The following is a 26,169-nucleotide window of genomic DNA, read 5'->3' as shown; positions in this document are numbered from 1 at the left end:
CTGACTCCTGTGTAAACGGCGCAACTTTACCATCTGGCGGCCCTCGCGTCAGAAAAAGCGGGGCCGCTACAGTTCAGGTCAAGCTCATCAAGCCTTGCCGAGATAGCGGGGCGCCTCCTGGCGCACCAGTTCCAGCGCATCTTGCAGCTCCAGCAGCTCGGGTTCCAGCTCGCTCACCGGCACGCCGTCACGCAGCTGTTGCTCCAGCTGGGAGAGCAGCCGTTGCAGTCCCGGTACCCCGGAATAGGCACAGCCGCCGTTGAGGCGATGGAGCTGGGCCAGCACCTCGCTATCTTCAATTTCGCCAGCCAGCGCGCTATCCAGCACCGGCTCGACCTCGTCAAAACTGGCCAGCAGCATGGTCAGCATCTCTCTGGCGAGATCCTCTTTCCCCGCCGCCTGCCGCACAGCCAGTGCCCAGTCGATCTGCTGGGCACCATCATTCTGGTGGCGACGATGGGCAAAGTCGGTGATGAGCTGGGCCAGCATGCTCTCGTCGATGGGCTTGGCCAGATAGTCGTCCATCCCCTGCCGGATCAGCCGCTCCCGTTCGCCGGGGATGGCGTGGGCGGTCACCGCCACGATCGGGGTGGTGGTGTTGAGGGATTGGTTGCGGATCGCCTGGGTGGCGCTGATGCCATCCATGATCGGCATCTGGATATCCATGAAGATGATGTCGAACGGCTGGCTCTGGGCCTGTTTGACCGCCTCCTTGCCGTTTTTGCACACCACCACCTGACTCACCATATCCTTGAGCATGGCGGCGATCAGCTTGAGGTTGGCGGCGTTGTCATCCACCGCCAGCACCTTGATGGGCTGCAACTGGCGCGGCGCAGGTTGCGCAGGCAGCTTCTGGCGGCTCGATTCCGGCGAGAGCAGGGCGTGCAGCAGCTTGCGGTGGTTGACCGGTTTGGAGAGACAGTGCTGGGCGCCATGGGCCAGCATCGCTTCATAGAGCGCCGGCTCGTGGCTGCTGAGCAGTACTATGGTGTTCTGCTGCTGGCCGTTCAGTCTGTCGAGACGGCCGAGCACCTGCTGCGGCGTATGCAGGGTGCTGCTGCCGATGATCACCATCTCCTGCTCGCTCATCTCGGGCCAGGGATCATCGCTGGTCAGTGGGTGCACGTCGAGGTGCCACTCCGCCAGCAGGGCGAGCAGGGAGGCTTGCGCGAAGGGATCCGGCTCCAGCAGCCAGAGCCGTTTGCCACGGATCCGATCCAGCGGCAGTTGATCGGTCTGGGGCAGGGGGGAGACCTCCACATCCAGACTGAAGGAGAAGATGGAGCCCTTGCCGAGCTCCGATTCAAAGCGGATCTGGCCGCCCATCTGCTGCACCAGCTTCTGGGTGATAACGAGGCCTAGGCCTGTGCCGCCATAACGGCGGGAGATGGAGGAGTCGGCCTGATTGAAGGCCTGGAACAGCTGATGTTGCTGCTCCTGGGAGATGCCGATGCCGGTATCGCGGATCTGGACGTTGAGCCTCACCTTGTGGTTGCCACTGCCGGTCTGCTCGATATGGACATCTACGTTGCCCTGTTCGGTGAACTTGATGGCGTTGCCGGTGAGGTTGGTCAGCACCTGTTGCAGACGCATGGGGTCGCCGGTGAGGTAGTCCGGTACATCGGCATCCACCCGCAGGGAGAGCTCCAGTTGTTTGTCGTGGGCGCTGGGGCCGAGCAGGTGCATGGTCTCGTTGAGGGTGTCGCGCAGGCTGAACGGGATATGTTCCAGCTGCAGCTTGCCCGCTTCCAGCTTAGAGAAGTCGAGGATGTCGTTGATGATGCCAAGCAGGTTGCGCGCCGACTTCTCGATGGTCTGCATGTAGTCGGTCTGGCTCGGGGTCAGGCTGGTTTTCAGCAGCTGGCGGGTAAAACCGATGACCCCGTTGAGCGGTGTACGAAGCTCGTGGGACATGTTGGCCAGAAACTCCGACTTGACCCGCGCCGCCTCCTGCGCCCGCTTCTTGGCCATGTCGAGCTCGACGTTCTGGATCTCGATCTGCTCCAGGGTTTCGCGCAGGTCAGAGGTGGCCTGATCGATATTCTGCTGCATCTCTTCGTGATATTCGGAGAGCGCCTTGGCCATGGCATTGATGCCGTTTTTCAGCATATCCAGCTCGCCGGTGAGCTGGCCGCTGACCCGGGTATCGAGCCGCCCCTCCCTGATCTTGTGCACCGCCTGCACCATGTTGGTGATGGGCTGGGTCACGCTCTTGACCAGCCGGAAGCCAAACAGGGTACTGAAGGCGACCCCGATGAGCACCATGATCACCGCAAAGAAGGTGTCGCGGTATTGCAGCAACATGGCCCTGTCGGTCGCCATCTGCATCGAGATGTAGCCGATCATCGGCGGCTCTACATCGCTGGGCAGCGGGAAGCCATCGAGGCTGGTTTCAGCCTGGATCGGGGTGCGCAAAATGATGTCGTCCCCCTGAAACGTCACGCTGGTCAGATCCGGAATGGGCTCGCCATCGGGCAGCCTGAGCCGGGTGAAATCCCGGTGGTAGTTCGAGGTGACGAACAGCTGGTTGTCCTGGGTGAAAACCGCGATGGATTTGATGAAGGGGGAGTTCTTGCGGTGGGTCAGGCCAATCAGACGCTTGAGGGATTCGCGACTGTGCTGGGTCATCCCGTATTCACTGGCGATCGCCAGCGGTTCGATGATGTTGATCCCCTGATCAATGAGGTTGTTTTCCAGCTGCTGGTAGCGGTGGAAGGTGAAGTAACCGGCCATCAGGCCACCGATGATCAAGGTCGGCAGGATGGTGAAGGCGAGAACGCGTGCTCTCAGGCCATATTTGGTCATACGAACAGGCCACCAGTGAACAGGGTTGGCGATAGGGTTGATGGCAATACACGGGCTCTGTGGCCGTATTTGGTCATACTATTATTCTTGTGGGACAATACCCGGCAGCAGATTCCACAATCATGACATAGCCACCTATAGGCACCAAGTTTTATGGCCCAGTTTTTCAAGCCCCAAAAGAAGTCCCCCCAGCTCCAACGCATTGAATTTACGATAGACACCCTCGATCACCACTGCGTCGGTATCGGTCGCCATCAGGGCAAGGCGATCTTCGTCGAAGGGGCGCTGCCCGGCGAGACCGTCAAGGCACGCATCACCGAAGAGAAAAAACAGTATGGTCACGCCGCCTTGCAACAGGTGGTGACCCCGGCGGCCAATCGTATCGCCCCCTTTTGCAGCCACTATCGCGAGTGCGGCGGTTGCAGTGCCCAGCACATGTCGGTTGCCGATCAGCAAGCCGCCAAGGCGGCCGGACTGGTCAGCCTGTTCGAGCGGTTGGGCAACATCAAGGCGCCGGCGCTGGAGCCGGTACTGACCGGTGAAGATCGTGCCTACCGCCGGGTCTGTCGTCTGGCCATCAAATTTGACAAGAACGGTCGCTGCACCCGGGTCGGTTTCCGCCGCCGCAACAGCAACGATCTGGTGGAGATCGACAGTTGCCCTGTGCTGGCCGAACCGCTCTCTGCGCTGATTGCCCCGCTGCGTGAATGCCTCAATCGCCTCAAGAGCCAGCGCGAGCTGGGCCATGCGGAGCTAATCCAGGCCGAGCAGGGGATCATGATGCTGCTGCGTCACACCGGCCGCCCCAATGAGGCGGATCGTGCCCTGCTGGTGGAGTTTGCAAAAGCGCAGGGGATCGACCTCTATCTGCAGGCGGCCGATGATCGCATCGAAGCGCTGCAGCAACATTTTTCCCCATCCTACTCGCTGGATGGCCTGTCTCTTGCATTTGCTCCCGGTGATTTCATTCAGGTCAACGGCCCCATCAACCAGAGCATGGTTGAGCAGGCGCTGACATGGCTCGGGGCGAGCAAGGATGACAAGGTGCTCGATCTCTTCTGCGGTATCGGCAACTTCACCCTGCCGCTGGCCCGTCAGGCTCGCGAAGTGGTGGGTGTGGAAGGTGAACTGGCCATGGTGCAGCGGGCCGAAGAGAACGCCCGTCGCAACGGCATCACCAATGCCCGTTTCTACAAAGCCGACCTGAGCGATGACATCGTCGGCATGTCCTGGGCGCGGGAAGGGTTTGATCTGGTACTGCTGGATCCGGCTCGCCCCGGCGCGCTGGAAGTGATGGGACACGTCGTGAAACTTTCACCCAAGCGGGTGGTCTACGTCTCCTGTAACCCGGTCACCCTGGCGCGGGACAGCCAGGTGCTGGTGAAAGGGGGTTACCGTCTGGTGCGCCTCGGCATGCTCGACATGTTCCCTCACACCGGTCATCTGGAGTCCATGGCGCTGTTTGAACGGGAGTAAATGACTCATCAGTACGGCGATGCGGATGTGCAATCCGGCATGTCTGCGGCTGTTTGAGCAGGTGTGTATATGAAGTAATCCTGCTTCGGTACGGCGATGCGGATGTGTAATCTGGCATGTCTGCGGCTGTTTGAGCTGATGTGATTGGGGTAATCTAGACCCTCGTCGTTCGGCAGGGCCTGTGGGTGCACTCTATTGTCTTTCTGGACAATATGCCTTGAAAAGTGCGCTGGATATCCCCATTTGAGGCAATCTCATGAGGGGGGAAAGTGACAGCTTTCGGCCCGATAATTTAAAGGATTGATACCATGGTTGCGGTTCGCGATATTCATTTGAAAGACAACTTCACCCTGGAAGAGTGGGTCAGCTCGCTCTCCTTGAGTGACAGTGAAAAGGATCAGCTGCGAACCGTCTACCAGTATTGTCTGACGCTCGGTGACGAGGCGCTGACCAGCAAGCTGCTGGTGCGCGGCATCGAAATGGTGGGCATTCTGCAGATGCTCAGCATGGATATCGGCACCCTCAAAGCGGCCATCATCTACCCCTTCGTCGAAGCCGGTCTCATCAGCCAGGAGCGGATGGACGAGGATTTCGGCTCCAAGATCGCCAAGCTGGTGGAAGGGGTGCTGGAGATGGAAGCCATCCGCTCCCTGCAAACCCTCCATCGCAGCGAAACCTCGCCGGAGCAGGTCGACAACGTGCGTCGCATGTTGCTTGCCATGGTCGAGGATGTGCGCGCCGTGGTGATCAAGCTGGCGGAGCGGATCGCCTGCCTGCGGGAAGCGAAGACGGCAGATGAAGAGACCCGGGTGCTGATGGCTCAGGAGATCACCAATATCTATGCGCCGCTCGCCAACCGTCTGGGCATCGGCCAGCTCAAGTGGGAGCTGGAAGATCTCGCCTTCCGTTACCTGCACCCGGATACCTACAAGCAGATCGCCAAGCAGCTCGACGAGAAGCGGCTCGACCGCGAGCGCTATATCCGCGAGTTTGTGCAATCCCTGCGTAATGGGCTGAAAGAGGCGGGAGTTGACGCCGAGGTGTACGGCCGCCCGAAACACATCTACAGCATCTGGCGCAAGATGCAGAAGAAGCACCTCGAATTCAACGAGTTGTTCGACGTGCGCGCGGTGCGGGTAGTGACCAAGCGGCTGCAGGATTGCTATGCGGCGCTCGGTATCGTCCATACCCAGTTCCACCACATTCCCCGCGAGTTTGACGACTATGTCGCCAACCCTAAACCCAACGGCTACCAGTCAATTCACACCGTAGTGGTGGGGCCTGAGGGCAAGACGGTCGAGATCCAGATCCGTACCGACCAGATGCATCAGGATGCCGAGCTCGGCGTCGCGGCGCACTGGCGCTACAAGGAAGGGGCACAGGCTGGCGGCAAGGCCAACACCTTCGAAGACAAGATCGAGTGGTTGCGCAAGCTGCTCGCCTGGCAGGAGGATCTCTCCGAGAGCGGCTCCCTGCTGGAAGATCTGCGCAGTCAGGTGTTCGAGGACAGGGTCTACGTCTTCACCCCGAAAGGGGATGTCATCGACTTGCCGGCGGGCGCCACCCCGCTCGATTTTGCCTATCACGTCCACAGCATGATCGGCCACCGTTGCATCGGCGCCAAGATTGACGGCCGCATCGTGCCGTTCACCTACGCGCTGCAGACCGGCGATCAGGTGGAGGTGATCACCCAGAAAGAGCCGAACCCGAGCCGCGACTGGATGAACCCCAACGCCGGCTTCCTGCGCTCCAGCCGGGCGCGGGCCAAGGTGGCGACCTGGTTCAGAAAACTGGATCGGGACAAGAATATCGTGGCCGGTCGCGAGCTGTTCGAGAAGGAGCTGGATCGCCATAACCTCAGCATGTCCAAGATCGACAAGGGCAACATGCTGCGCCGCTTCAATCTGGAGAGCACCGACGATCTGCTGGCCGGTATCGGCAGCGGCGATATCCGCATCAACCAGGTGCTCAACTATCTCGACACCTGCTACAACAAGCCGACGGCGGAAGAGGAAGATCGCCGCCTGCTGGAGAAGCTGGAGCAGAAGGCCAATGCGCCGATGCGCCACAAGCCCAAAGACCACATCGTGGTGGAAGGGGTCGGCAACCTGATGACCCATATTGCCCGCTGCTGCCAGCCCATTCCGGGGGACTCCATTCAGGGCTTCATCACCATGGGGCGCGGGGTGTCCATCCACCGGGAAGATTGCGAGCAGTTGAAAGAGTTGTCACGGCGCAACCCCGAGCGGCTGATCGATGCGGTGTGGGGGGAGAATTACTCCGGCGGCTATGGCCTCACCATCCGGATCATCTCCAACGATCGCTCCGGCCTGCTGCGCGATATCACCACAGTACTGGCCAACGAGAAGATCAATGTGATGGGGGTGCGCTCACGCTCCAACGTGCGCGAGCAGACCGCCGAGATCGACATGGAGCTGGAGATTTACAACATCAACGCCTTCAACCGGGCGTTGGCCAAGCTCAGTCAGCTTAACGACGTGATCAGCGCCAAGCGGCTTTGATATCGAACCGACCGGCCCCAGTGGCCGGTCTGCATTTACGACCCTTTTTGAACGAATCGAAAGCGAATATCCCATGTCCCAACGTTATGACCTCTCCCAACTGTTCGACATGAGATTGCTCGACTGCGCGGTCTGATGTCGCTTCATCCCCATTTAACGAATCGAAAGTGAGTAGCCCATGTCCCAACGTTACGATCTGCCCCAACTGCTCGACATCATGGCTCGTCTGCGTGACCCGCAAAACGGCTGCCCATGGGATCTGAAACAAGACTTCCAGACCATAGTGCCGCACACCCTGGAAGAGGCCTACGAAGTGGCCGATGCCATCGAGACCGAGGATTGGCAGGGGCTAAAAGGGGAGCTGGGGGATTTGCTGTTTCAGGTGGTGTTCTACGCCCAGCTGGGTAAAGAGCGGGGCTTGTTCGACTTCGCCGATATCGTCGATACGGTGAGCGAAAAGCTCATTCGCCGTCACCCCCACGTTTTTTCCGATGCAGATCTCTCCAACGAGCAGGCGGTAAAAGCGAACTGGGAGGCAGAAAAAGCCAAAGAGCGAGCGGCCCTCGACAAAGAGAGCGTGCTGGATGATATCCCGCTCTCGCTGCCTGCCCTGACCCGCGCCGCCAAAATTCAGAAACGCTGCGCCACCGTCGGTTTTGACTGGAAGACCCTGGGGCCTGTGGTGGACAAGATCCACGAAGAGATCGACGAGGTGATGGAAGAGGCATTGATGGCCGATGTGGACGAGGCGCGGGTGAGCGACGAGCTCGGCGATCTCTTGTTCGCTACCGTCAATCTGGTGCGTCATCTGGGCAAGGATCCGGAGCAGGTGCTGCGAGGCGCCAACGCCAAGTTCGAACGTCGTTTTCGTCAGGTTGAGCAGATAATCGCCGCAGAAGGCTTGAAAATGACCGATTGCACCCTCGAAAAGCTCGATGCCGCCTGGGACAAGGCGAAGGAAACCGAGCAAAGTTGATTTGGCGCAAGATGGGGCGGCAAGGAGCCTGATAGATTTTTGCTCATTGTTTGGGAGAGGGGTTTTTGGTATACTGTTTCCCCGTCCTGCTTCATCCCCGAAGCACCCCTTAAAATTCCCTAAACTTCTTTCAGGTTCAGCATGACGACCAAATATATTTTTGTTACTGGTGGCGTTGTTTCATCCCTCGGCAAAGGCATTGCCGCAGCTTCTCTGGCAGCCATTCTGGAAGCCCGTGGTCTGGATGTGACCATCATGAAACTGGACCCGTACATCAACGTGGATCCGGGCACCATGAGCCCGACCCAGCATGGTGAAGTGTTCGTAACCGAGGACGGGGCCGAAACCGATCTGGATTTGGGCCACTACGAGCGTTTCATCCGCACCAAGATGACCCGTCGCAACAACTTTACCACCGGACGTATCTACGCCGACGTACTGCGTAAAGAGCGTCGTGGTGACTATCTGGGCGCCACCATTCAGGTTATCCCGCACATCACCAACGCCATCAAGGAGCGGGTGATTGCCGGTGCCGAAGGCCATCAGGTTGCCATCGTCGAAGTGGGCGGTACCGTAGGTGACATCGAGTCCCTGCCGTTCCTCGAAGCCATTCGTCAGCTGGCCGCCGAAGTGGGCCGCAACAACGCCATGTTCATGCACCTGACGCTGGTTCCTTACCTGGCTGCTGCCGGTGAAGTGAAGACCAAGCCGACCCAGCACTCCGTCAAAGAGCTGCTCTCCATCGGTATCCAGCCGGATGTGCTGATCTGCCGCTCTGACCGTGCCATTCCGGCCAACGAGCGCGCCAAGATCGCCCTGTTCTGCAACGTGCCCGAGCGCGCCGTCATCTCCATGAAAGACGTCGACTCCATCTACAAGATCCCGGCACTGCTGAAATCCCAGAACCTGGACTCCTACTTCACCGAGCGTTTCGGTCTGGAGTGCAAAGAGGCTGACTTGTCCGAGTGGGAACAGGTTATTTACGAAGAGGCCAACCCGACTGGTGAAGTGACCATCGGTATGGTCGGCAAGTATGTCTCCCTGCCGGACGCCTACAAGTCCGTCAACGAGGCGCTCAAGCACGGTGGTCTCAAGACCCGTCACTCCGTCAACATCAAGTACATCGACTCTCAGGATATCGAGACCCGTGGCGCCGAGCTGCTGGAAGGTCTGGACGCAATCCTGGTGCCGGGTGGCTTTGGTGAGCGCGGTGTGGAAGGCAAAATTCTGGCTGCCCAGTATGCCCGCGAGAACAAGATCCCCTACCTGGGTATCTGCCTCGGCATGCAGGTTGCCATGATCGAATTCGCTCGCAACGTGGCGGGCATGGAAGGGGCTCACTCCTCCGAATTCAAGAAAGATTGCGCGTACCCGGTCGTCGGCCTCATCACCGAGTGGGTTGATGAAGAGGGCAATATCGAGACCCGTACCGAGAAGTCCGATCTGGGCGGTACCATGCGTCTGGGTTCCCAGCTCTGCCACCTGGTCGAAGATTCCAAGGTGCGTCAGATGTACGGCAGCCCGACCATTTACGAGCGTCACCGTCACCGTTACGAAGTAAACAACAAGCTGCTGCCGCAGATTGAAGCGGCAGGTCTGAAAGTGACCGGTCTCTCCGCCGACAAGAAGTTGGTGGAAATCATCGAGATCCCGGATCACCCCTGGTTCGTGGCTGCGCAGTTCCACCCGGAGTTCACCTCAACTCCTCGTGATGGCCACGCTCTGTTCGCCGGTTTTGTGAAGGCGGCAGGCGAGTATCAGAAGCGTAATTTGAAGTAATTGAAAATAAATGCGGTTGGGGCACTGTGCCACAGCCGCTTTTTTTGGCATATTTTTGTTGTTTTTTTACGAAACCTGAGGAAATACACATGTCCAAGATCGTTAAAGTGATCGGTCGTGAAATCATCGACTCCCGTGGTAACCCGACCGTTGAGGCCGAAGTTCACCTGGAAGGTGGTTTTGTTGGTATGGCAGCCGCTCCGTCTGGCGCGTCCACCGGTTCCCGCGAAGCGCTGGAACTGCGTGACGGCGACAAGAGCCGTTTCCTGGGTAAAGGCGTGCTGAAAGCCATCGAAGCCGTAAACGGCCCGATCGCTCAAGCTCTGCTGGGTAAAGATGCCAAGGACCAGGCCACTGTCGACCAGATCATGATCGACCTCGACGGTACCGAGAACAAATCCAAGTTCGGCGCCAACGCCATCCTGGCTGTTTCCCTGGCTAACGCCAAAGCTGCCGCTGCTGCCAAAGGCATGCCGCTGTACGCCCACATCGCCGAGCTGAACGGCACCCCGGGTGTTTACTCCATGCCGCTGCCGATGATGAACATCATCAACGGTGGTGAGCACGCCGACAACAACGTCGACATCCAGGAGTTCATGATCCAGCCGGTTGGCGCCAAGACCCTGAAAGAAGCCGTTCGCATGGGCGCAGAAGTGTTCCACAACCTGGCCAAAGTGCTGAAGTCCAAGGGCTACAACACTGCAGTTGGTGACGAAGGTGGTTTCGCTCCGAACCTGAAATCCAACGCCGAAGCGCTGGAAGTTATCGCTGAAGCCGTTGCCGCTGCCGGTTACAAACTGGGCACCGACATCACCCTGGCTATGGACTGCGCTGCTTCCGAGTTCTACGACGCAGAGAAGAAAGAGTACAACCTGAAAGGCGAAGGTCGTGTCTTCACCTCCAACGGTTTCTCCGACTTCCTGGCTGACCTGACCACCAAGTTCCCGATCGTCTCCATCGAAGATGGCCTGGACGAATCTGACTGGGAAGGTTTCGCCTACCAGACTGCTGAACTGGGCAAGAAAATCCAGATCGTGGGTGACGACCTGTTCGTAACCAACACCAAGATCCTGAAGCGCGGTATCGACAACGGCATCGCCAACTCCATCCTGATCAAGTTCAACCAGATCGGTTCCCTGACCGAAACTCTGGCTGCCATCAAGATGGCCAAAGACGCTGGCTACACTGCCGTCATCTCCCACCGCTCCGGTGAGACCGAAGACGCTACCATCGCCGACCTGGCTGTTGGTACCGCTGCTGGCCAGATCAAGACCGGTTCCATGAGCCGTTCTGACCGTGTTGCCAAGTACAACCAGCTGATCCGTATCGAAGAAGCTCTGGGTGCCAAAGCTCCTTTCCGCGGTCTGAAAGAAGTTAAAAACCAGGCTTAATTTGCTGGTTTGCCAGCCTCGGCTGGAATGAAAAAAACCGGAACCCTTGGGTTCCGGTTTTTTTATGCCTGATCCTTGCCACAACAGCCTGAGAGGTGAGGGGCTGTGGCTCTGGTGTCGGGTCAGACAAAGGGGAGCATGCGCTGATAGCGCCCTGCATGCGCCTTGAAGCCCAGCTTTTCAAACAGGGCGATAGAGCGGACGTTATCTGCATCGATATCTGCGGTGAGGCGGGTGACTCCCAACGTGCTGGCGTGGGCGAACAGCAATCCCAGCGCCTCCGACATAAACCCTCTGCGCCAATAGGCCGCATTGAGCAGGCAGCCCACCTCGCAGCTGTGGCCCGCCTCGCTGAAATTGTGCAGGCCGCAGGTGCCGATCACCTTGTTCTCCTCCCGCTCGACAATCGCCCACTCCAGCGACTCCCCCGTTTGCTCCAGCCGCACCACGCTCGCCATCATCTGCGCCACCATGGCGGGTGAGGTAAAGCAGGGATCAGAGGCAAACTCCATGGTCAATGGATTGCCATAAATCTCGAACAGATCGGCTGTATCGTGCGGGCCAATGGTGCGCAGCGCAATCCGTGTGCCGGTTAAGTCGGGCTTCATAAATCTCCTTGGCGCGGGTGTTAGCCAGCAAAGATACAGGTGAATACAGAGATCATGTGAAAGTCGGTCTCTAAAGGAAACTGCTGCTATCACGAATATTGTTATCGTGAAAGTCCGATTACATTATTGCTAATAAAAACTATTGGCCTAATTTTTTTTGTTATTCTCACATGTTGCCTGATAAATTATTTGACTGTAACCAAGAGCTAGATCTTCAATAAAATCTTCCCCAATTGTAGGAAATCCATATACGAGAGGCTCGCTTTCTATGATCTTGAATAGATCATACAGGTAGCTGCTAGCTTTATTGTAAACATGTACAACTCCAAATGGCCGATTCATTATAATTTCTTTATTTAATTCTTCTTCACTAATGATATTGTATTGATCGCCTGTTATGTCAATTGCAACATCATTTATTTCTAGCCAGTAATGGGTTATGTTTTTATTTTTTCCTGTGGCTCCACTTATACCTTTAATCTCCATATTTGGCCATAACAAAAGAAAATGATAGGCTAAAAGCATAGAAGATAACTTACAACTCATAATTGGAAAGCACTCAATTACTAGCTTTGTGTTTTTCTTATCACACCTCTCAAGTAAACCCCTGAATTTAGTTGCTTCCTCTTCTATTTCAGTGATTGTCGGCAAAAATTGTCACTCCTTGATTACACATTATTCTGGGTATAAAACCTTGCCTGTTTCTGTAATGGTAATTATTTTTTTCTTTTGAAGTACTATGGCAATTTTCTCTTTATCTGCATCAGATATTCCGCCCTGGAATTGAAACATTGCGCCGATGGAGTTTAGAAGGGTACTTTTCTTTGCCGGCTTTAGTTTCAGCAGTCGCTCAGCGACATAGGTGATATTGTTTATGTCATTGGCCGGTCCTTCCGGTTTTCTTTGCACTGGATACTCTTCTTCTTCCTGCTTTCTTGCTAATTGAATTAGAAGTTGGGCAAGCCTGAACTTATCTCGGTAGCTAAGTTCTTCGCATATTTTAGCAATCTCTTCGTATTTCATTACTAGTCTCCATGCTGAGTTATTGAATTTAATATAATGCTAATTTACGTTGCCATTAACTTATTGGTACTAAACTCAAGATCAAAAAATAAAGATAGCCATCGAGATTTAAATGGCAGAGTACTTGATAGTACCTCTCGAATATTTTTATGTACCTAGTGCAGTAAGCCAGTAAGAGCAATAGTCTTCTCCGTCATAAATAGAAGAACTCAATTGTTCGATGTTTTTTGAACCAATTCTAGCGGTACAGTGCAGACTTACCTCCCTGATAGCAGGTAGTAAAAAACAAACCTCATATCTATTTAATTTTTTAACTTTTTCTTCTTTTTCTATAAAAACGAGTCTATCATTTACCAGAGTTTTGATTTTAGCGTATTTTTCAGATATCAACGCGATATTTACATGTGAATTATCAAATAAGTCCATGAGTTCAGAAAAGTCTTTTTTCAGGTTTTCTAGTTCTGTTTTTACGTTCATTTTTGTCATTGCTATTCCTAATAATATGTGTAACAGTGATTAGACATAAAGAGGCGATGCTTTTATGTTTGATCCTTCTGTATGATTATTGCTATATTGTCAATAAGCTGAAAAATTAATTTATAATAATGTTGTAATTTTAGCTTGAAATTATAACTTTGCTTTACCTTTGGCAATGTAAAAGTGCTGTAATAATGAAATTATAACACCACCATTTTTAGCAAAATTTAATTACCTCATAGTTCATTACGGACCTCATATTAATAGTATTTCACTATATTGCTAAAACTGAATTTTAACTGATTCCACATTGCGCTTTGCCTCACCGTGATAAACCGCTTCGATATTATTGCCGTCCGGGTCGAGGACAAAAGCTGCGTAATAGCCGGGATGATAATTACGCTCACCGGGAGAGCCGTTATCTTTGCCGCCGTGGGTCAGCGCGGCCTGATAAAAGCGATCCACCATAGCGCGATTTTTTGCCTGAAAGGCGAGATGGTGGCGACCAGTCAACACCCCCAGCGCGGCGGGGCTGTCGACAGAGGTGACAAACAGTTCGTCTGCCCAGAAGTAGCCCTCACCTGTGCCGCCCAGCGGAATATCGAGGGTGGTGAGAATGGCCGTATAAAAGCGCTGGCTGGCGACCAGATCTTTGACCACCAGCTGGATATGGTCGATCAGCCGACCACGATGCAGGGTTTGTGTTTCCATACACCACCTTGATTTGCATGTTGTGGATGAGTCAGCCGCTTGCCGGTTGGCTGGCTTTGACAAAAAAGGCGGGCATGATTTGGCATGGCTACCGCCCCTGAATTTCAGCCTCCAGTCTGCTGCATTTTACCAACGGGATGGGGTTGGCATGGCTCATGGGAGACTCCGACGAGGCAATTGTTGCCAAATGGCAATATTAACCATGGCGCTGTGGAGAGAAAGCTCAATATTGAGGATTTCTGTTCAAGATCAATAAATTAATCAAATCTCGCCAACGATTGATGACGCGCCGAGATAGCGTGAACAACCATTCTTGAGCTATCCCCATAGAATATTCATGGTCATATCCGGCTTGAACCAGCATAAAACTCTTTGTTATTGTCCGCCTCCCCCGCCGAAATAGCTTATTTATATATAAATCAACAAGATAGCATTATGTGGTGGCGTCGCGGGGGCATCTGCTATCGGGAAGGAGAGTTATGAAGTCGCAGTTCAAAGTGGCGCTGGCCATGTTGGCCCTGTTCGTCGTCCAAGGCTGCACAGCCCCGGATTCATCCGCCAAACGCAATGCACCCGGCCCGTTGCTGACAGTACATTACGAAAGTGCCCCCCTGATCCCCGTCACCATCGCTGGTGAGCAGTACCAGTTTTTGCTGGATACCGGGGCCAGTATCACCTTTATCGATCGTCGTCTGGCCAGCCGTTTCAAGGCGCTGACCTTAAGCGAATTGCCCAGGGCCTATCAGGCTGATTTTGCCACTGTGAACAGCGTTTCGAGCCAACTGGGCAGCGAGCAGCTTGGTTTTGTTGAGCCGCAACCCTTCTCGCTGGGGTCGGTCACCATTGATGACAGCGATCTGTGGGCAACCGTTGATTTCGATCTTTTCTCCCAGTCTCTTGGCAGCCGTATCGATGGCATCCTCGGGATCGACACCATCCGCCGTTTCAACTGGGTGTTTGATCGCGACAGGCATCAGCTCACGGCTTCGCTGACGGCACCGTCGGCAGCCACCTTCGAGCGTTGCATCGGCTATGAAGATAGCTACAACCGCTCCCCGGCCGTGTATCTGACCCACGGCGAGAGCAGCGTGCGCATGTATCTGGATACCGGGGCCGATCAGAGCTATGCCGATCATGCTTTTATCGACTTTATGGCCAGTCAGAAGGCGATCTCTGGCGAAGATGCGATGCCACGCAAAGGGGTGGATGCCAGCGGTATGGTGGAGGGGCGTGAACATATCCTCACCGGCCTGCACTTTGATGAGCGCCAGCTCGGTGAGCTGCGCGTGTCGGAAAACAGCAATGAGCAGTATGGTCTGGGGCTGGATTTTGTTAACCGCTTCAATCGCTTTGCGATCATGCCCGGGCGGATGATGCTCTGCTACGACGCCGACAGCCTGGCGCGAAAAGTGCCGCCAATCCTGCGCAATATCGGGGTGCGTTTTGATGGCGAGCATCTGCAGGTCTACTACAGCGACGAACGGGATCTGGCCCCCTATGGTCTGGCCAACGGCGACATTCTGGAGCAGATCAACGGGGTGGCTTATCGCCCCCTCGAGATCGACAAGGTGCGTGAACTGCTCAGCACCGGCAAGCCGGGGTCGCTCAAGTTGCGGATTGTGCGGGAAGGAAAACCGCTGGATATCGCTATCTAGTCAAGGTGGGGGGCGGCAAGACGAGCCGCGCCTATGAGCCTCAGCCCTTGGTTGGATTTTCCATACAGGTGAGGGTTGGCTGGCCGTAACGCTCCAGCGTGGCGTCGTCCCCCTTGGTGAAGAAGGTGAGGTTTTGCCCTTCATAACGGGCGCCGCTGGCGCTGGGGGCTTCATAGGCGAGCACTTGTTGCTGCTTGTCGCCCTCGCTCAGGTTGATCACCGCGGCGGGCAGCTTGGCATCGTTATAGAAGTAGGTAGAGAGCATGACGCTCTTGCCACACTGGTAGTTGACCGGTGCCGGCACCATCAGCTGGCCGCCGCTGATCTGCAGTTCGGTGATCCGCAGCAGGTAGTTATCCTCCACACACTGGCGCAGATCCTGCCCCTTCCAGCAGTCGTTGCGCCCCTTGATCCAGCCGCGCTGCATGGCGCGCTCGGTCTTGAGCTGTTCGGGAGAGAGCGCAGCAATCGCCTTGGGGTAGAGGGCCGCCAGTTCGTTATCAAGGGCGGCCAGTCCGGCATCCTTGCAGATCAGGGTTTCGACCGACCCAGAGGCTTTGGTGCAGTCAAAGGAGGGGGTTGCGGCACTGGCCAGCAGAGGGGCAAACAGCAGGGTCGCAAACAAGGTCTTGTTCATCGATAGATTCCAGCAATGAGGAGGGCATATCTGCCTACTACAGCACACTCTACAGGGCAATGCAGCAGGGGAGCTGAGCGCACTTACACTGCTGAATGGCTGCCAAGCGGAAAAAACCGACACTCCTCGCCGGAATGTCGGGTTTTTTGTGGCCGCGATAAAGGGGGGAGGCGGGTTGCCCGGTTGATCAAGCCAGCGCCAGTTGCTGACTGCGGGCGCGCCACAGCCGCTCGTGGAAGAAGAACACCACGGTATTGATGGCCGGTTCGATCATCGCCATCACGCCGCCGGTGAGCAGCTCGCCGCTCAGCAGGAAGGCCACTCCGAAGGCCACCGAGAAGTGGACCACCGCGAAGCTGCTGGTCTTGGCCTGCAGGCTGTGATTTGGCTTGAGCTTGTGCCAGCCAAGGTCATGAAAGTAGAAGGCGACCGTGTTGACGGCGGGCTCGATCAGGGCGATCAGACTGGCGGTCAGCAGTTCACCGGTCAGCAGGTAGGCCACGGTAAAGGCGACACCGAAGTGCAGGATGGCAAAGCTGATGGTCTTTTTCATGATGGCGGCTCCCTCTGTTGATGATGAGAGTATCCGCCGAAATGAGATTAAATGAAAACTATTCTCATCTATTGCCGAAATAGAGAGAACCTATCAACGGGCGAGTGGCCGGTACGGTTCAGCGGTTGCCAATCGCAACCAAGGCGATAAAGTACAGGTTCTTCACACTTGCCCATGAAAAAGGATCTTTCATGAATATCAATGCCACCCTGCTTGGCCAGTTCATTGCGTTGCTGATGGTCATCGTCGGCGTCATCGCCTGGCGACTGGCGCGCCGCAAGAGCGAGCATCCGGCGCTGATCACCCTTATCTGCTCCCTGCTCTGTCTGTTTCCGCCCTTTGGCCTGCTGGCCCTGTTGCTGGTTGCGCTGAAACAGGATCTGCCCGCCCGCTCATAGGACGCGCAGGTTCAGGCTGCCGCACACACCGGCCGTACCAATAGCAAAAGCCCCGTGATGGGGCTTTTGCTTTTGAATTCGGTGAGCGCAGCGGGGGCGGGGATTAATCCTCAGCCTTGTTGAGCCACTCCACCTTGTACTGGGCGCCGGCGCCCTGCGCCAGCTTGGCACACAGCGGTTTGAGGAAGGCTTCAATCTGCTCGTCCAGCATCCAGGGTGGGCTGATGATCAGCATCCCCGAACCGTTCATGCCCCAATCCTTGGTCTGACCGGCCACTTCCAGCTCGGCCACTAGGACGTTGCCGAAGTTTTCGCGCTTGATGGCACGCAGCATGTCGCGGGATTTGTCCGCCTCTTGTCCGAGGATCGGATACCAGAGGGCGTAGATGCCGGTCGCCCAGCGCTTCTGTGCCTTTTTCAGGGTGTCGACCACGGCGAAGTAATCTTCTTTGAGCTCATAGGGCGGATCGATCAGCACCAGCCCGCGGCGCGGGGTCGGTGGCAGCAGGGCGATCAGCCCCTCGAAGCCGTCGCGGTGGTGCACGGCCACGCGAGGGTCGTAACCCATATTGGCGCGCAGATCTTCCACCTCGTTGTTGTGCAGCTCCATCAGCGCCAGCTTGTCCTGCTCGCGGGTGAGGCGGCGGGAGAGCTCCGGCGAGCCGGGGTAGTAGTGCAGCTCACCGTTCTGGTTCATCTCCTCGATAACACCCAGATAGGGGGCCATGGCAGACCACTGGGCCCGCTCGTCCCACAGGCGGCCGATGCCGTCGGCATACTCGGCCTTCTTCTGGGACCAGTCGCCGCGCAGGTCGTAGAGACCGCCACCGGCATGGGTGTCCAGCACGATGAAGGGTTTCTCCTTCTTCTTGAGGGACTCGATGATCAGGGCCTGAACGGCGTGTTTCAGCACGTCGGCATGGTTGCCGGCGTGAAAGGCGTGGCGATAGCTCAGCATATTAGATCTCTGAGGGGGCCCTGCTGGGCACCCAGTAACGATAGATAGTTCAACAAATTGCGGCTGTTGCCGCGAAACAGGGAGAGGCTGCGCAGGGTCTGCAACAGGACGCCCTGTTGCAGCCGCTCCAGCTCCAGCTCGTGGGCCAGCATCGACTGATACTGCTGCTCGTCGAGTCGCGTCTTGGCGCTCTGGCGCAGGGCGCGCCACGGGGTCAGCACCGCTTCGGTCTGCACCAGCGCCGGTTGCAGGTCGGTCAGATCGACCACGATGCCGAGTTGATCGAGCCGGTGCAGCAGCAGCGCCAGATTGACGTTGCCCCCCTGCTCCTGCACGGTGAGCCAATCCTGGCTGCGCTCACCATAGACCTTGCCGCTCCAGTGCCAGAAGCCGATCGGCGTCGGCAATTCGTGGATCGCGACCCGCTCGCTGGCCATCAGCTGTTCGTCACGCAAAGAAGGCTTGCTCCATGGTTTCCAGCTCTTCGGAGAGGCTCATCCACTCCAGCTCCACCTCTTCCAGCTGCTCCTTGAGGGGGCCCTGGGATTTGAGCAGTTCGGAGAGCTTGGTTTTAGCGCTCTCTTCGTAGATAGCGGGGTCGGCCAGCTGGCTCTCGATGTCGCCAAGCTTGCCTTGCAGCTTCTCCATGCTCGCTTCGAGCTTTTCCAGCTTCTGGCGCAGGGGACGGGTTTGCTGGCGGAACTCCGCCTCGCGCCGCTTCTGATCCTTGCGCGCCACTGCCGAGTTGGCAGAGACGGGGCCATCGGCCGGTTTGGCGTTGGCCTCTTTCTCCTGCTCGCCGAGCCACTTGTGGTAGTCGTCCAGATCGCCGTCGAACGGCTCGACCCGGCCACCGTGCACCAGATAGAAGTCATCTGTGGTGGTGCGCAGCAGGTGACGGTCGTGGGAGACCACTACCATGGCCCCTTCGAAGCCTTGCAGCGCCATGGTGAGGGCGTGGCGCATCTCCAGATCCAGGTGGTTGGTCGGTTCATCCAGCAGCAGGAGGTTCGGCTTTTGCCAGGTGATCAGCGCCAGCACCAGCCGCGCTTTTTCGCCACCGGAGAAGGGCGCCACCTTGTCGAGCGCCTTGTCACCGTGAAAACCGAAGCTGCCCAGATAGTTGCGCAGCTCCTGCTCGGTCTTGTCCGGCGCGAGGCGGGCCAGATGATCGAGCGGGGAATCGTCGAGACGCAGGGTCTCCAGCTGATGTTGGGCGAAGTAGCCGATGCTCACTCCGGCGCTCACTTCGAGCTTGCCGGAGAGCGGCGGGTTGGAGCCCGACAGCATCTTGATAAAGGTCGATTTACCGGCGCCGTTGCGACCGAGCAGACCGATGCGCGAACCCGGTACCAGATTGAGTTTGATCTTTTCCAGGATCACCTTGTCGCCGTAACCGGCAGAGAGGTTCTCCATGGCGATGAGCGGGGTCGGCAGGGCCGAGGGCTCGCGAAACTCGAAGCTGAATTCCGAGTCGGCGTGGGCGGGCAGGATCTTCTCCATCCGCTCCATCGCTTTCAGGCGGCTCTGTGCCTGACGGGCTTTGGAGGCCTTGTATCGGAAGCGGTCCACATATGCCTGCATGTGGGACATCTCCCGCTGCTGCTTCTCGTACATCGACTGCTGCTGGGCCAGCTGTTCGGCGCGCTGCAGTTCGAAGTCGGAGTAGCCGCCGGTGTATTCGTTGAGCTTGCCGTTCTCGATATGGATGATGCGGCTGATGACCGAATCAAGGAAATCGCGGTCGTGAGAGATCAGCACCAGCGTGCCCTGATAGCCCTTGAGCCACTTCTCCAGCCAGATCACCGCATCGAGATCCAGGTGGTTGGTCGGTTCATCGAGCAGCAGCAGATCGGAGCGGCAGAGCAGCGCCTGAGCGAGGTTCAGACGCATGCGCCAGCCACCGGAGAAGCTGCGCACCGGCGAGCTGAGCTGCTCGTCGCTGAAACCGAGGCCGTGCAGCAGTTCGGCGGCGCGGGCGCGAATGCTGTAGGCGCCTATGGTATCGAGGCGACCGTGCAGCTCGGCTACCAACAGGCCATTGTCATCCTGCTCGGCTTGCACCAGCTGGGCCTCCAGCGAGCGGAACTCCTTGTCGCCGTCGATCACGTAGTCGAGGGCGGAGCAGTCCAGCGCTGGGGTCTCCTGCGCGACGCCTGCAATCTGCCAACCGGCGGGCAGGCTGAAGGTGCCGCTGTCGATGGCCAGCTCGCCCCGTACCAGTGCAAAAAAGGTGGACTTGCCACAGCCGTTTTTGCCCACCAAACCCACTTTGTGGCCGGGGTGAATGGTGGCGGAGGCGTTGTCCAGCAGCTTGCGGCCGCCGCGGATCAGTTCGATTTGACTGGCAACTATCATGGGTGGGATCTGCTTGCTCAAAATGGAGGAGAAAAACTGGCGCGGATCTTACGTGAAATGACGCAGATTTGCACTTTGGTGAGGGGCTTGCCACTGGCTGGCATCGTAAAAACATGCCATAACAGAGAAACCAGTTTGGTAACGGGAGGTTAGCATGCATATCAGGGATATTATGACGACCCGGGTCGCCACCGTTTCAATGGATGATCGACTCCGAGTCATCAGGGATATCTTCGAGCAGGCACACTTTCGCCACCTGCTGGTGCTGGAAGAGGAGGAACTGGTGGGGGTCATCTCGGATCGGGATCTGTTCCGCGCCATCAGCCCCTATCTCGACTCCGAAGCCGAGATGAGCCGCGATACCGAAACCCTCAACAAGCGGGCCCACCAGATCATGAGTCGTCAGCTCGTCACCATCGCTCCCCATCTCACCGTGCGCGACGGCGTCAAGCTGATGCTGGAGAAGGGGGTCTCCTGCCTGCCGGTGCTGGAGAATGGCGCTCTGGTCGGCATCATCAGCTGGAAAGATTTTCTCAAGGTCGCGCTGGAGAGTGACGCGCTGGGCTGAGCCCGGGGACTTAACAGTCATCTGTCACCGTATCTGCTTGTGCCCGTTCTTGAGGGCCATAAGGTTACACGAAATGAATAGAGGGGAGCCAAGGCTCCCCTCTCTCTTATGTGGCTGGCGGCACAGGCCAGCCTCATCATGATTCCGGGGGCCCCTTGCCCAGGCTGGCGGGGGCGCTGCCGGAGAGGTGCGGCTGCAAGTGAGTGCGGATCTCGTGCAGAGTACGCTGATACTGCTGGGCATGTTGATCCAGAAACGCAGGGCTGTGCTTGAGGCGCCGCTCCAGGGTATCGACCAGCAGCGCAACCCTGGGGGCCGCCATGCCCGCCGGCCAGCTGTGCTGTAGCAGCTCCAGCAGTTGCCAGGCATCGCCGGGCAGGGCGGGAAATTCCTCCAGCAGTTGCAAGCCGGCCTGCAGTGCCAGTTGATAGTCACCTTTTTGTATCCCTTGATGACGGGTTTGGCGCAAGCTGGTCAGGCGCTGCTCCCGCGCCGTCAACTGTTGGCCCAGTTCCGTTAGCAGATGGTGAAACAGCTGACGGGTCAGGGGGTGGGGGGCGACACGGTCACGGTAGTGTGTCAGCTGCGCCAGATAGCGCTGGGCATGGTGGGGCAGGCCACAAAACTGACAGACGGCAAAGCCCAATAACAGGGTGAGATGGTTCTCGCTCGCCTGGCTGGGTTGATGGTGGGCGATCAGGATCAGCGCCTCGTCGAAGCGGTAATCCAATCCCTGCATCAGTGCCTGCAGCAGCTCGAACTCCTGCGCGGGCAGGTTTACTGTTCGCTTCAGATGGGCCCACTCCTGTTGCAGGGAGCGGATCCGGTTGCTGGATGGTGTATGCCACAGCACCGCCAGCATGGCGTTGATCATGAAGTGGTCGATGGCCAGCCGGACGCGCTGTTCACTGAAATGGTGAAGATTCAGGGTACTGGCTTGTTCCAGCACCTTCCTCTCGTCTTGCTGTAATAGTCCCAGCATCATGGCCAGCTGATGCCAGCGGGGTTGATGGGGGCGGACTTGTTGCAACTGCACCATGGTCTCCCAGGCTGCCTGCCACTGATGTTGGTGCAACTGACTGGCGAGTTGCAGCTCCAGTCGGGTGGCGGTCGGCAATATGGTTTGATGACGCTGCAAGTCGGTTTCGGCACTCTGCAGTTTGCCCAGTCCCAACATGGCGTAGAACAATCCGGCCCTCGGCCAGCTTGCCCGATACTCGTTGGCACACAGGGCATAATGCTGGGCGGCAGTGAGCTGTTCGCTGGACTGCAGCAGCAGGTAACCCTTGAACCGATCCAGCCAGGGGGCAAGGGGTCGGTTGTCCCGTTGATAGAGCAGGTCTTCACAGAGTGCGGTCGCCAGTTTCCACTCCCGCAGCAGGGTTGGAGGGGCGAGGGTGTGGGTCATCCTGCTCAGTTGTGTCAACTGCTTGAGCGCAGTTGTGAGCTCCCCGGTCATGAAGGGGAGTGGCAGATGGAGGGAGAAGTAGAGGTCCGAGGGGAGAAAATCCTGCTCGTTCTGGTCTGCATCCATCAACAGTAGTACGCAGGCGGGTTGTAGCAGGCCGAGGTAGTGTGCTTCATGCAGCAGGCGGGCGCCGTCATGCCCCAGTTGTCTATTTTGCTGGCAGATAATGGCATCGAATGGCTGTTGTTGCAGCAGGGTGAGTAGACCGCTGCGTTCCTGACCCGGGTGGCTGTGGTGGTGGATCCGTTCAGCAGGGATACCCTGTTCGGTCAGTTCCCGGGTGATGGCGCTACGGAGCAGTGGATCCTCTTCGAGCAGCAGTATCGTCATGCACGCGTCCTTTCAATACTCCACGAGTAGATCAGATTAGACCCAAGAGGAACATGGCGACAACTCTGCGGGGGAGGAAAAGTGACAGTAGTCGGCGCGAGACGAGGAAGGGCATTATAGGCGGTTACCGGGATTTATGTGCTTCGGTGAGAAAGACACACTCTGTTTGACGGATCTGGTGTGAGCCACTCCCCTGTTCCCCCTGCCAGCTTAATTCCAGCTTGCCGAGGCGGCCTAGATGGCGCAGTTCAAATTCGTAGCGCTGGCAGAGGTTGTTTTGGGGCAGACTCGTCATACCCGCTGGCAGGCGGTATTGATAGCGCAGGATCGGCCCATCTTCCAGCTTGCTGGCCACCGGCACCAGCCCCTCTGGCGTGGGCTGCGGCGCCCCGAGCGCACGGCGCAAACTGAGCGGTGCATCGATCGCCTTTTGATAGTGCAGGCCGTTCATGGCCGCCAGCTCCTCTTCCAGCCGTTGCAACTCCCCTTCCAGTCCATTGAGCGCGGCCCCCAGCTGCTGGTGGGTCGTTGACGAGGCGCAGCCACCCAGCAACAGGGTGGCAAGCAGCAGGGCGGCTCTGATGGGGGGCACGGCATCTCCTTGGCAATGACGATGAAGCGTGAAGGTCAGGTCGGCTGGCCCTGACTATAGCAGGGGATTGCTCGGGGGCGTCCCCTGCAGCAGCTGCGCCAGACGGGCCAGCCCTTCGCCGACCCGGGCATCGGTGGCGGGTTGGCTCAGGCTCAGGCGCACCCCTTGCGGAGCGGCAAACTGACCGGCGGCGAAGTGTTCCCCGCTCGCCACGCCAACGTCAAGAGCATCGGCGGCGGCAGCAAACTGTTGGCTGCGCCAGGGCTCCGGCAGCGGTAGCCAGGCGTGCATGCTGCCCGGCTGCCAGCGGGCGGCAGGCAGCAGGTGGCGCAGCAGTTCGCCACGGCGTTTGAGGATCTCCCGCTGCTGCTCGACCAGCGGCATGATCTGGCGCTGACTGACCATTTTGCAGGCGAGCTCGATCAACAGCGGGCTCACCATCCAGCTCGACAGCCGCATGGTCTGGGCGAAGGCGCTGCGCAGGGCAGGGGGCGTCAGCACGAAGCCCACCCGCAGGCCGCCGCAGGCGATCTTGGCCAGACTGCCCAGATAGATGACCCGCTCCGGCGCCAGATTGACCAGAGGGATCACAGGTTGCTGGGGCAGCAGGCCGTTGACGTCATCCTCGATGATCAGCAGATCGTGGCGACGGGCGATGGCGACGATGGCCTCCCGCCGCGCCAGACTCATGATGGCGGTGGTGGGGTTTTGCAGGGTCGGGGTGAGGTAGAGCAGCTTGGCCCGGCGGGTGCGGCAGGCGGCGTCCAGCGCCTCGGGCAGCAGCCCCTCCTCGTCCATCGCCAGTCCCACCACCTGATTCTTCAGCTGGCGGGCATTGCCCAGCATACCGGGGTAGCTCAGCCCCTCGCACAGGATGGTCTCCCCCACGCAGCCGGTCGCCAGCAGCGCCAGCATGATGCCGTGCTGGGCGCCGTGGCTGAACAGCAGGCGATCCTCACTACAGGCCACCCCTTGCTCCGCCAGCCAGTTGACGAACTGCTGGCGCTGATCCGGTCGTCCCGCCTCCTTGTCGTAGCCGAGCAGAGCGTTGAGATCCCCATCCGCCACTTCCCCCAGCATGGGGCGAATGATGGCCGCCCGATCCAGCTGCACCGGCAGGTTCTGCCACAGCTCGATGCGGTGCCCCTCCTCCTGACGGATCACCCACTCATTGGCGGGATCCGTGTTCGCTCCCTTGACCCAGGTGCCGTGGCCCACCCGGGCGGCCAGCAGGCCGCGCCGCTCCGCCTCGCTGTAGGCGCGGGTGACGGTGCCTACGGTGACACCCAGACGATCCGCCAGGGATCTGTGGGTAGGCAATCGGGTCTGCGGTGGCAGCTCGCCATTCGCGATCCCCTGTTCGATTGCTTTGACCAGCTTGAGGTAGAGGGGGCCATCGAAGGCCGCAAGGTCGGGCGTCCAGATTGTCATGGTGGCAATAAATCCATTGATCCAAATTTGTTGTCAATATAGCGTGAATTTCAGCCTGATAACAATCAAATAGCTTGCATTGTATCGATACAATTCAGCGAGTAAGGAGTCACAATATGACGATGGAGTGGTATGTTACCCTGTTCGGTTTTGCCGTACTCACCTGCGGTACGCCGGGGCCCAACAACCTGATGCTGACGGCCTCCGGCGCCAACTTCGGGGTGCGTCGCACTCTGCCACATCTGCTCGGGGTGGGGCTGGGGCAGCCGGTGTTGCAACTGGTGCTGGCGCTGGGGCTTTATCCGCTGTTCGAGCGCTGGCCCCTGCTACGGCTCGGTTTGCAGATCTTCGGCAGCCTCTATCTGCTGTGGTTGGCGTGGCGTATCGCGGTGGCCGGGGCGCCGGGGGATCCGGCCCGGAGGGCCCGTCCGCTGACCATGCTGGAGGGGCTGGGCTTTCAGTTCCTCAATCCCAAGGCGTGGATGATGGGGATCTCCGCCATCAGTCTGTTCAGCCTGCCCGGCGCCAGTTACTGGTCGAGTCAGCTGGCGGTGATGGTCATGTTTGCGCTGGTGGCCCTGCCGGTCTGCTTTGTCTGGGTACTGTTCGGCCATCAGCTGAGCAACTGGATCAGCTCGGATCGGGGCTGGCGGCGACTCAACGGTTCTCTCGGCCTGCTGACGGCACTCTGTGTGGTGATGCTCTGGTATTGAGCCGTGTTGCGCTGGAGGGGGAGGTGGCCGAGAAAGAGGCATTTCTGACTTGTCGCCACGGGGTTGGCTCTGCATATTAGAAGGCTTTCCCCATAACGGGGGCGTTGAATCGACAAGAGGTTGAGATGGATCTGAACTGGTTACTGCCCCTGGCGGGGTTTGCCCTGGTTACCTGCGGCACGCCGGGGCCAAATAACATGTTGCTCACCAGCGCCGGGGCGGCGCAGGGGTTTCGCCGCACGATTCCCCTGCTGGTGGGGGTGGTGGGGGGGATCAATCTGATGATCCTCGCTACCGCGCTGGGGCTTGGTGTGGTATTTGAGAAGGTGCCGCTGCTGCACGATGGCCTCAAGATTATCGGCTCGGCGTATCTGCTCTGGCTGGCGTGGAAGGTGGCGACCGCCAGCGGCCCGGCCGAGGGCAACCGTCCGCTCATTCCCGCCCATCAGGGGGCCATGCTGCAACTGCTCAACCCCAAGGCATGGATGATGGCGCTCTCCGCCATCAGCGGTTTCACTCTGGCGGGGGAGGCTTACTGGCCCTCCGCGCTCTGGGTGTTGGTGATCTTCTTTATTACCGGCCTCTACACCGGGGCATTCTGGGTGCTTTTTGGTGCCCAGGTGCGGCAAATCATTCGCACCGCCCGAGGCTGGCGGCGTTTCAACCTCGGCATGGGGCTGGCGACGGCCGCCTGTGTCGGGATGATCTGGATTTAGCCCGGGGTTGCCCCGGGCCTTTAC

General features: G+C 58.0%; 24 protein-coding genes. 10 read left to right on the top strand and 14 right to left on the bottom strand.

Going from position 1 to position 26,169, the window contains the following annotated elements:
- Positions 1-87: 87 nt before the first annotated feature.
- Positions 88-2,805, bottom strand: a complete 2,718-nt coding sequence (barA, locus tag I6L35_RS02440; protein ID WP_216979450.1) for a two-component sensor histidine kinase BarA — start codon at positions 2,803-2,805, stop codon at positions 88-90.
- Between the two features lie 153 nt (positions 2,806-2,958).
- On the opposite strand from barA, the gene rlmD reads away from it, so the two are divergent.
- From rlmD to eno, 5 genes are all read left to right on the top strand, one after another.
- Positions 2,959-4,281 carry a 23S rRNA (uracil(1939)-C(5))-methyltransferase RlmD gene (rlmD, locus tag I6L35_RS02435; RefSeq protein ID WP_216979449.1) on the top strand — a complete coding sequence of 441 codons (1,323 nt, stop codon included), beginning with the start codon at positions 2,959-2,961 and terminating at the stop codon, positions 4,279-4,281.
- A 308-nt stretch (positions 4,282-4,589) separates the two neighbouring features.
- Positions 4,590-6,803, top strand: coding sequence for a GTP diphosphokinase (relA, locus tag I6L35_RS02430; protein ID WP_005335588.1), 2,214 nt, complete (start codon positions 4,590-4,592; stop codon positions 6,801-6,803).
- A gap of 178 nt (positions 6,804-6,981) precedes the next feature.
- On the top strand, positions 6,982-7,779 hold the full coding sequence (gene mazG, locus I6L35_RS02425; RefSeq protein ID WP_201995629.1) for a nucleoside triphosphate pyrophosphohydrolase: 798 nt from the start codon (positions 6,982-6,984) through the stop codon (positions 7,777-7,779).
- A gap of 141 nt (positions 7,780-7,920) precedes the next feature.
- Complete coding sequence (gene pyrG / locus I6L35_RS02420) at positions 7,921-9,558, top strand: glutamine hydrolyzing CTP synthase (RefSeq protein WP_005343329.1); 1,638 nt, start codon at positions 7,921-7,923, stop codon at positions 9,556-9,558.
- A gap of 89 nt (positions 9,559-9,647) precedes the next feature.
- Positions 9,648-10,949, top strand: coding sequence for a phosphopyruvate hydratase (eno, locus tag I6L35_RS02415; RefSeq protein WP_005335583.1), 1,302 nt, complete (start codon positions 9,648-9,650; stop codon positions 10,947-10,949).
- Between the two features lie 122 nt (positions 10,950-11,071).
- On the opposite strand, the gene I6L35_RS02410 is transcribed toward eno, so the two are convergent.
- The 5 genes from I6L35_RS02410 to I6L35_RS02390 all read right to left on the bottom strand — a co-directional run bounded on the left by I6L35_RS02410 (position 11,072) and on the right by I6L35_RS02390 (position 13,768).
- Complete coding sequence (locus I6L35_RS02410) at positions 11,072-11,557, bottom strand: GNAT family N-acetyltransferase (protein ID WP_216979448.1); 486 nt, start codon at positions 11,555-11,557, stop codon at positions 11,072-11,074.
- 147 nt (positions 11,558-11,704) lie between these two features.
- Complete coding sequence (locus I6L35_RS02405; RefSeq protein ID WP_042052365.1) at positions 11,705-12,208, bottom strand: hypothetical protein; 504 nt, start codon at positions 12,206-12,208, stop codon at positions 11,705-11,707.
- A 24-nt stretch (positions 12,209-12,232) separates the two neighbouring features.
- On the bottom strand, positions 12,233-12,580 hold the full coding sequence (locus tag I6L35_RS02400; protein ID WP_042052364.1) for a hypothetical protein: 348 nt from the start codon (positions 12,578-12,580) through the stop codon (positions 12,233-12,235).
- Between the two features lie 147 nt (positions 12,581-12,727).
- Positions 12,728-13,066, bottom strand: a complete 339-nt coding sequence (locus tag I6L35_RS02395; RefSeq protein ID WP_216979447.1) for a hypothetical protein — start codon at positions 13,064-13,066, stop codon at positions 12,728-12,730.
- Between the two features lie 273 nt (positions 13,067-13,339).
- Positions 13,340-13,768, bottom strand: a complete 429-nt coding sequence (locus I6L35_RS02390; RefSeq protein WP_216979446.1) for a VOC family protein — start codon at positions 13,766-13,768, stop codon at positions 13,340-13,342.
- Positions 13,769-14,247: 479 nt separating this feature from the next.
- Between I6L35_RS02390 and I6L35_RS02385 the strand changes: the two genes are divergently transcribed.
- Positions 14,248-15,423: a retropepsin-like aspartic protease gene (locus I6L35_RS02385; protein WP_216979445.1), complete on the top strand. Its 1,176-nt coding sequence runs from the start codon at positions 14,248-14,250 to the stop codon at positions 15,421-15,423.
- A gap of 40 nt (positions 15,424-15,463) precedes the next feature.
- Here the strand turns inward: I6L35_RS02385 and I6L35_RS02380 are convergent, their stop codons facing one another.
- Both I6L35_RS02380 and I6L35_RS02375 read right to left on the bottom strand, forming a co-directional pair.
- Complete coding sequence (locus tag I6L35_RS02380; RefSeq protein WP_216979444.1) at positions 15,464-16,060, bottom strand: MliC family protein; 597 nt, start codon at positions 16,058-16,060, stop codon at positions 15,464-15,466.
- Positions 16,061-16,247: 187 nt separating this feature from the next.
- Positions 16,248-16,613, bottom strand: a complete 366-nt coding sequence (locus I6L35_RS02375) for a DUF2061 domain-containing protein (RefSeq protein WP_042084552.1) — start codon at positions 16,611-16,613, stop codon at positions 16,248-16,250.
- A 191-nt stretch (positions 16,614-16,804) separates the two neighbouring features.
- Between I6L35_RS02375 and I6L35_RS02370 the strand changes: the two genes are divergently transcribed.
- Complete coding sequence (locus tag I6L35_RS02370; protein ID WP_005354562.1) at positions 16,805-17,011, top strand: hypothetical protein; 207 nt, start codon at positions 16,805-16,807, stop codon at positions 17,009-17,011.
- Between the two features lie 103 nt (positions 17,012-17,114).
- Here I6L35_RS02370 and I6L35_RS02365 read toward each other — a convergent pair whose 3' ends face one another.
- From I6L35_RS02365 to I6L35_RS02355, 3 genes are read right to left on the bottom strand one after another with little or no spacing between them, the layout of a single operon-like run.
- Positions 17,115-17,969 (bottom strand): 23S rRNA (adenine(2030)-N(6))-methyltransferase RlmJ, encoded by an 855-nt coding sequence (locus I6L35_RS02365; RefSeq protein ID WP_216979443.1) that lies wholly within the window; start codon positions 17,967-17,969, stop codon positions 17,115-17,117.
- Entirely contained in the window at positions 17,963-18,424 is a 462-nt protein-coding gene (locus tag I6L35_RS02360; RefSeq protein ID WP_181363570.1) for a DUF2390 domain-containing protein, read from the bottom strand. The genes I6L35_RS02365 and I6L35_RS02360 overlap by 7 nt, the downstream gene beginning before the upstream one ends.
- Complete coding sequence (locus tag I6L35_RS02355) at positions 18,417-20,327, bottom strand: ABC transporter ATP-binding protein (RefSeq protein WP_216979442.1); 1,911 nt, start codon at positions 20,325-20,327, stop codon at positions 18,417-18,419. Before I6L35_RS02355 ends, I6L35_RS02360 begins: the two co-directional genes overlap by 8 nt.
- 154 nt (positions 20,328-20,481) lie before the next feature.
- Here I6L35_RS02355 and I6L35_RS02350 point away from each other — a divergent pair, with 154 nt between their 5' ends.
- On the top strand, positions 20,482-20,895 hold the full coding sequence (locus tag I6L35_RS02350; protein ID WP_005343339.1) for a CBS domain-containing protein: 414 nt from the start codon (positions 20,482-20,484) through the stop codon (positions 20,893-20,895).
- A 136-nt stretch (positions 20,896-21,031) separates the two neighbouring features.
- Here the strand turns inward: I6L35_RS02350 and I6L35_RS02345 are convergent, their stop codons facing one another.
- The 3 genes from I6L35_RS02345 to I6L35_RS02335 form a co-directional block, all read right to left on the bottom strand.
- Positions 21,032-22,693 (bottom strand): hypothetical protein, encoded by a 1,662-nt coding sequence (locus I6L35_RS02345; protein WP_216979441.1) that lies wholly within the window; start codon positions 22,691-22,693, stop codon positions 21,032-21,034.
- Positions 22,694-22,817: 124 nt separating this feature from the next.
- A complete protein-coding gene (locus I6L35_RS02340; protein ID WP_216979440.1) occupies positions 22,818-23,285 on the bottom strand; it encodes a hypothetical protein in 468 nt (155 codons plus the stop codon).
- Between the two features lie 54 nt (positions 23,286-23,339).
- Positions 23,340-24,716: a PLP-dependent aminotransferase family protein gene (locus I6L35_RS02335; RefSeq protein ID WP_201993039.1), complete on the bottom strand. Its 1,377-nt coding sequence runs from the start codon at positions 24,714-24,716 to the stop codon at positions 23,340-23,342.
- A gap of 116 nt (positions 24,717-24,832) precedes the next feature.
- Between I6L35_RS02335 and I6L35_RS02330 the strand changes: the two genes are divergently transcribed.
- Complete coding sequence (locus I6L35_RS02330) at positions 24,833-25,429, top strand: LysE family translocator (protein ID WP_040068356.1); 597 nt, start codon at positions 24,833-24,835, stop codon at positions 25,427-25,429.
- A gap of 125 nt (positions 25,430-25,554) precedes the next feature.
- Entirely contained in the window at positions 25,555-26,145 is a 591-nt protein-coding gene (locus tag I6L35_RS02325; RefSeq protein WP_040068358.1) for a LysE family translocator, read from the top strand.
- The last annotated feature ends 24 nt before the right edge of the window (positions 26,146-26,169 follow it).

The sequence above is a fragment of the Aeromonas sp. FDAARGOS 1405 genome (assembly GCF_019048265.1).
Classification (GTDB): Bacteria; Pseudomonadota; Gammaproteobacteria; order Enterobacterales; family Aeromonadaceae; genus Aeromonas; species Aeromonas veronii_A.
The sequence above is the reverse complement of the archived record's forward strand: the minus strand, read 5'-3'. Positions and strand labels throughout refer to the sequence as shown.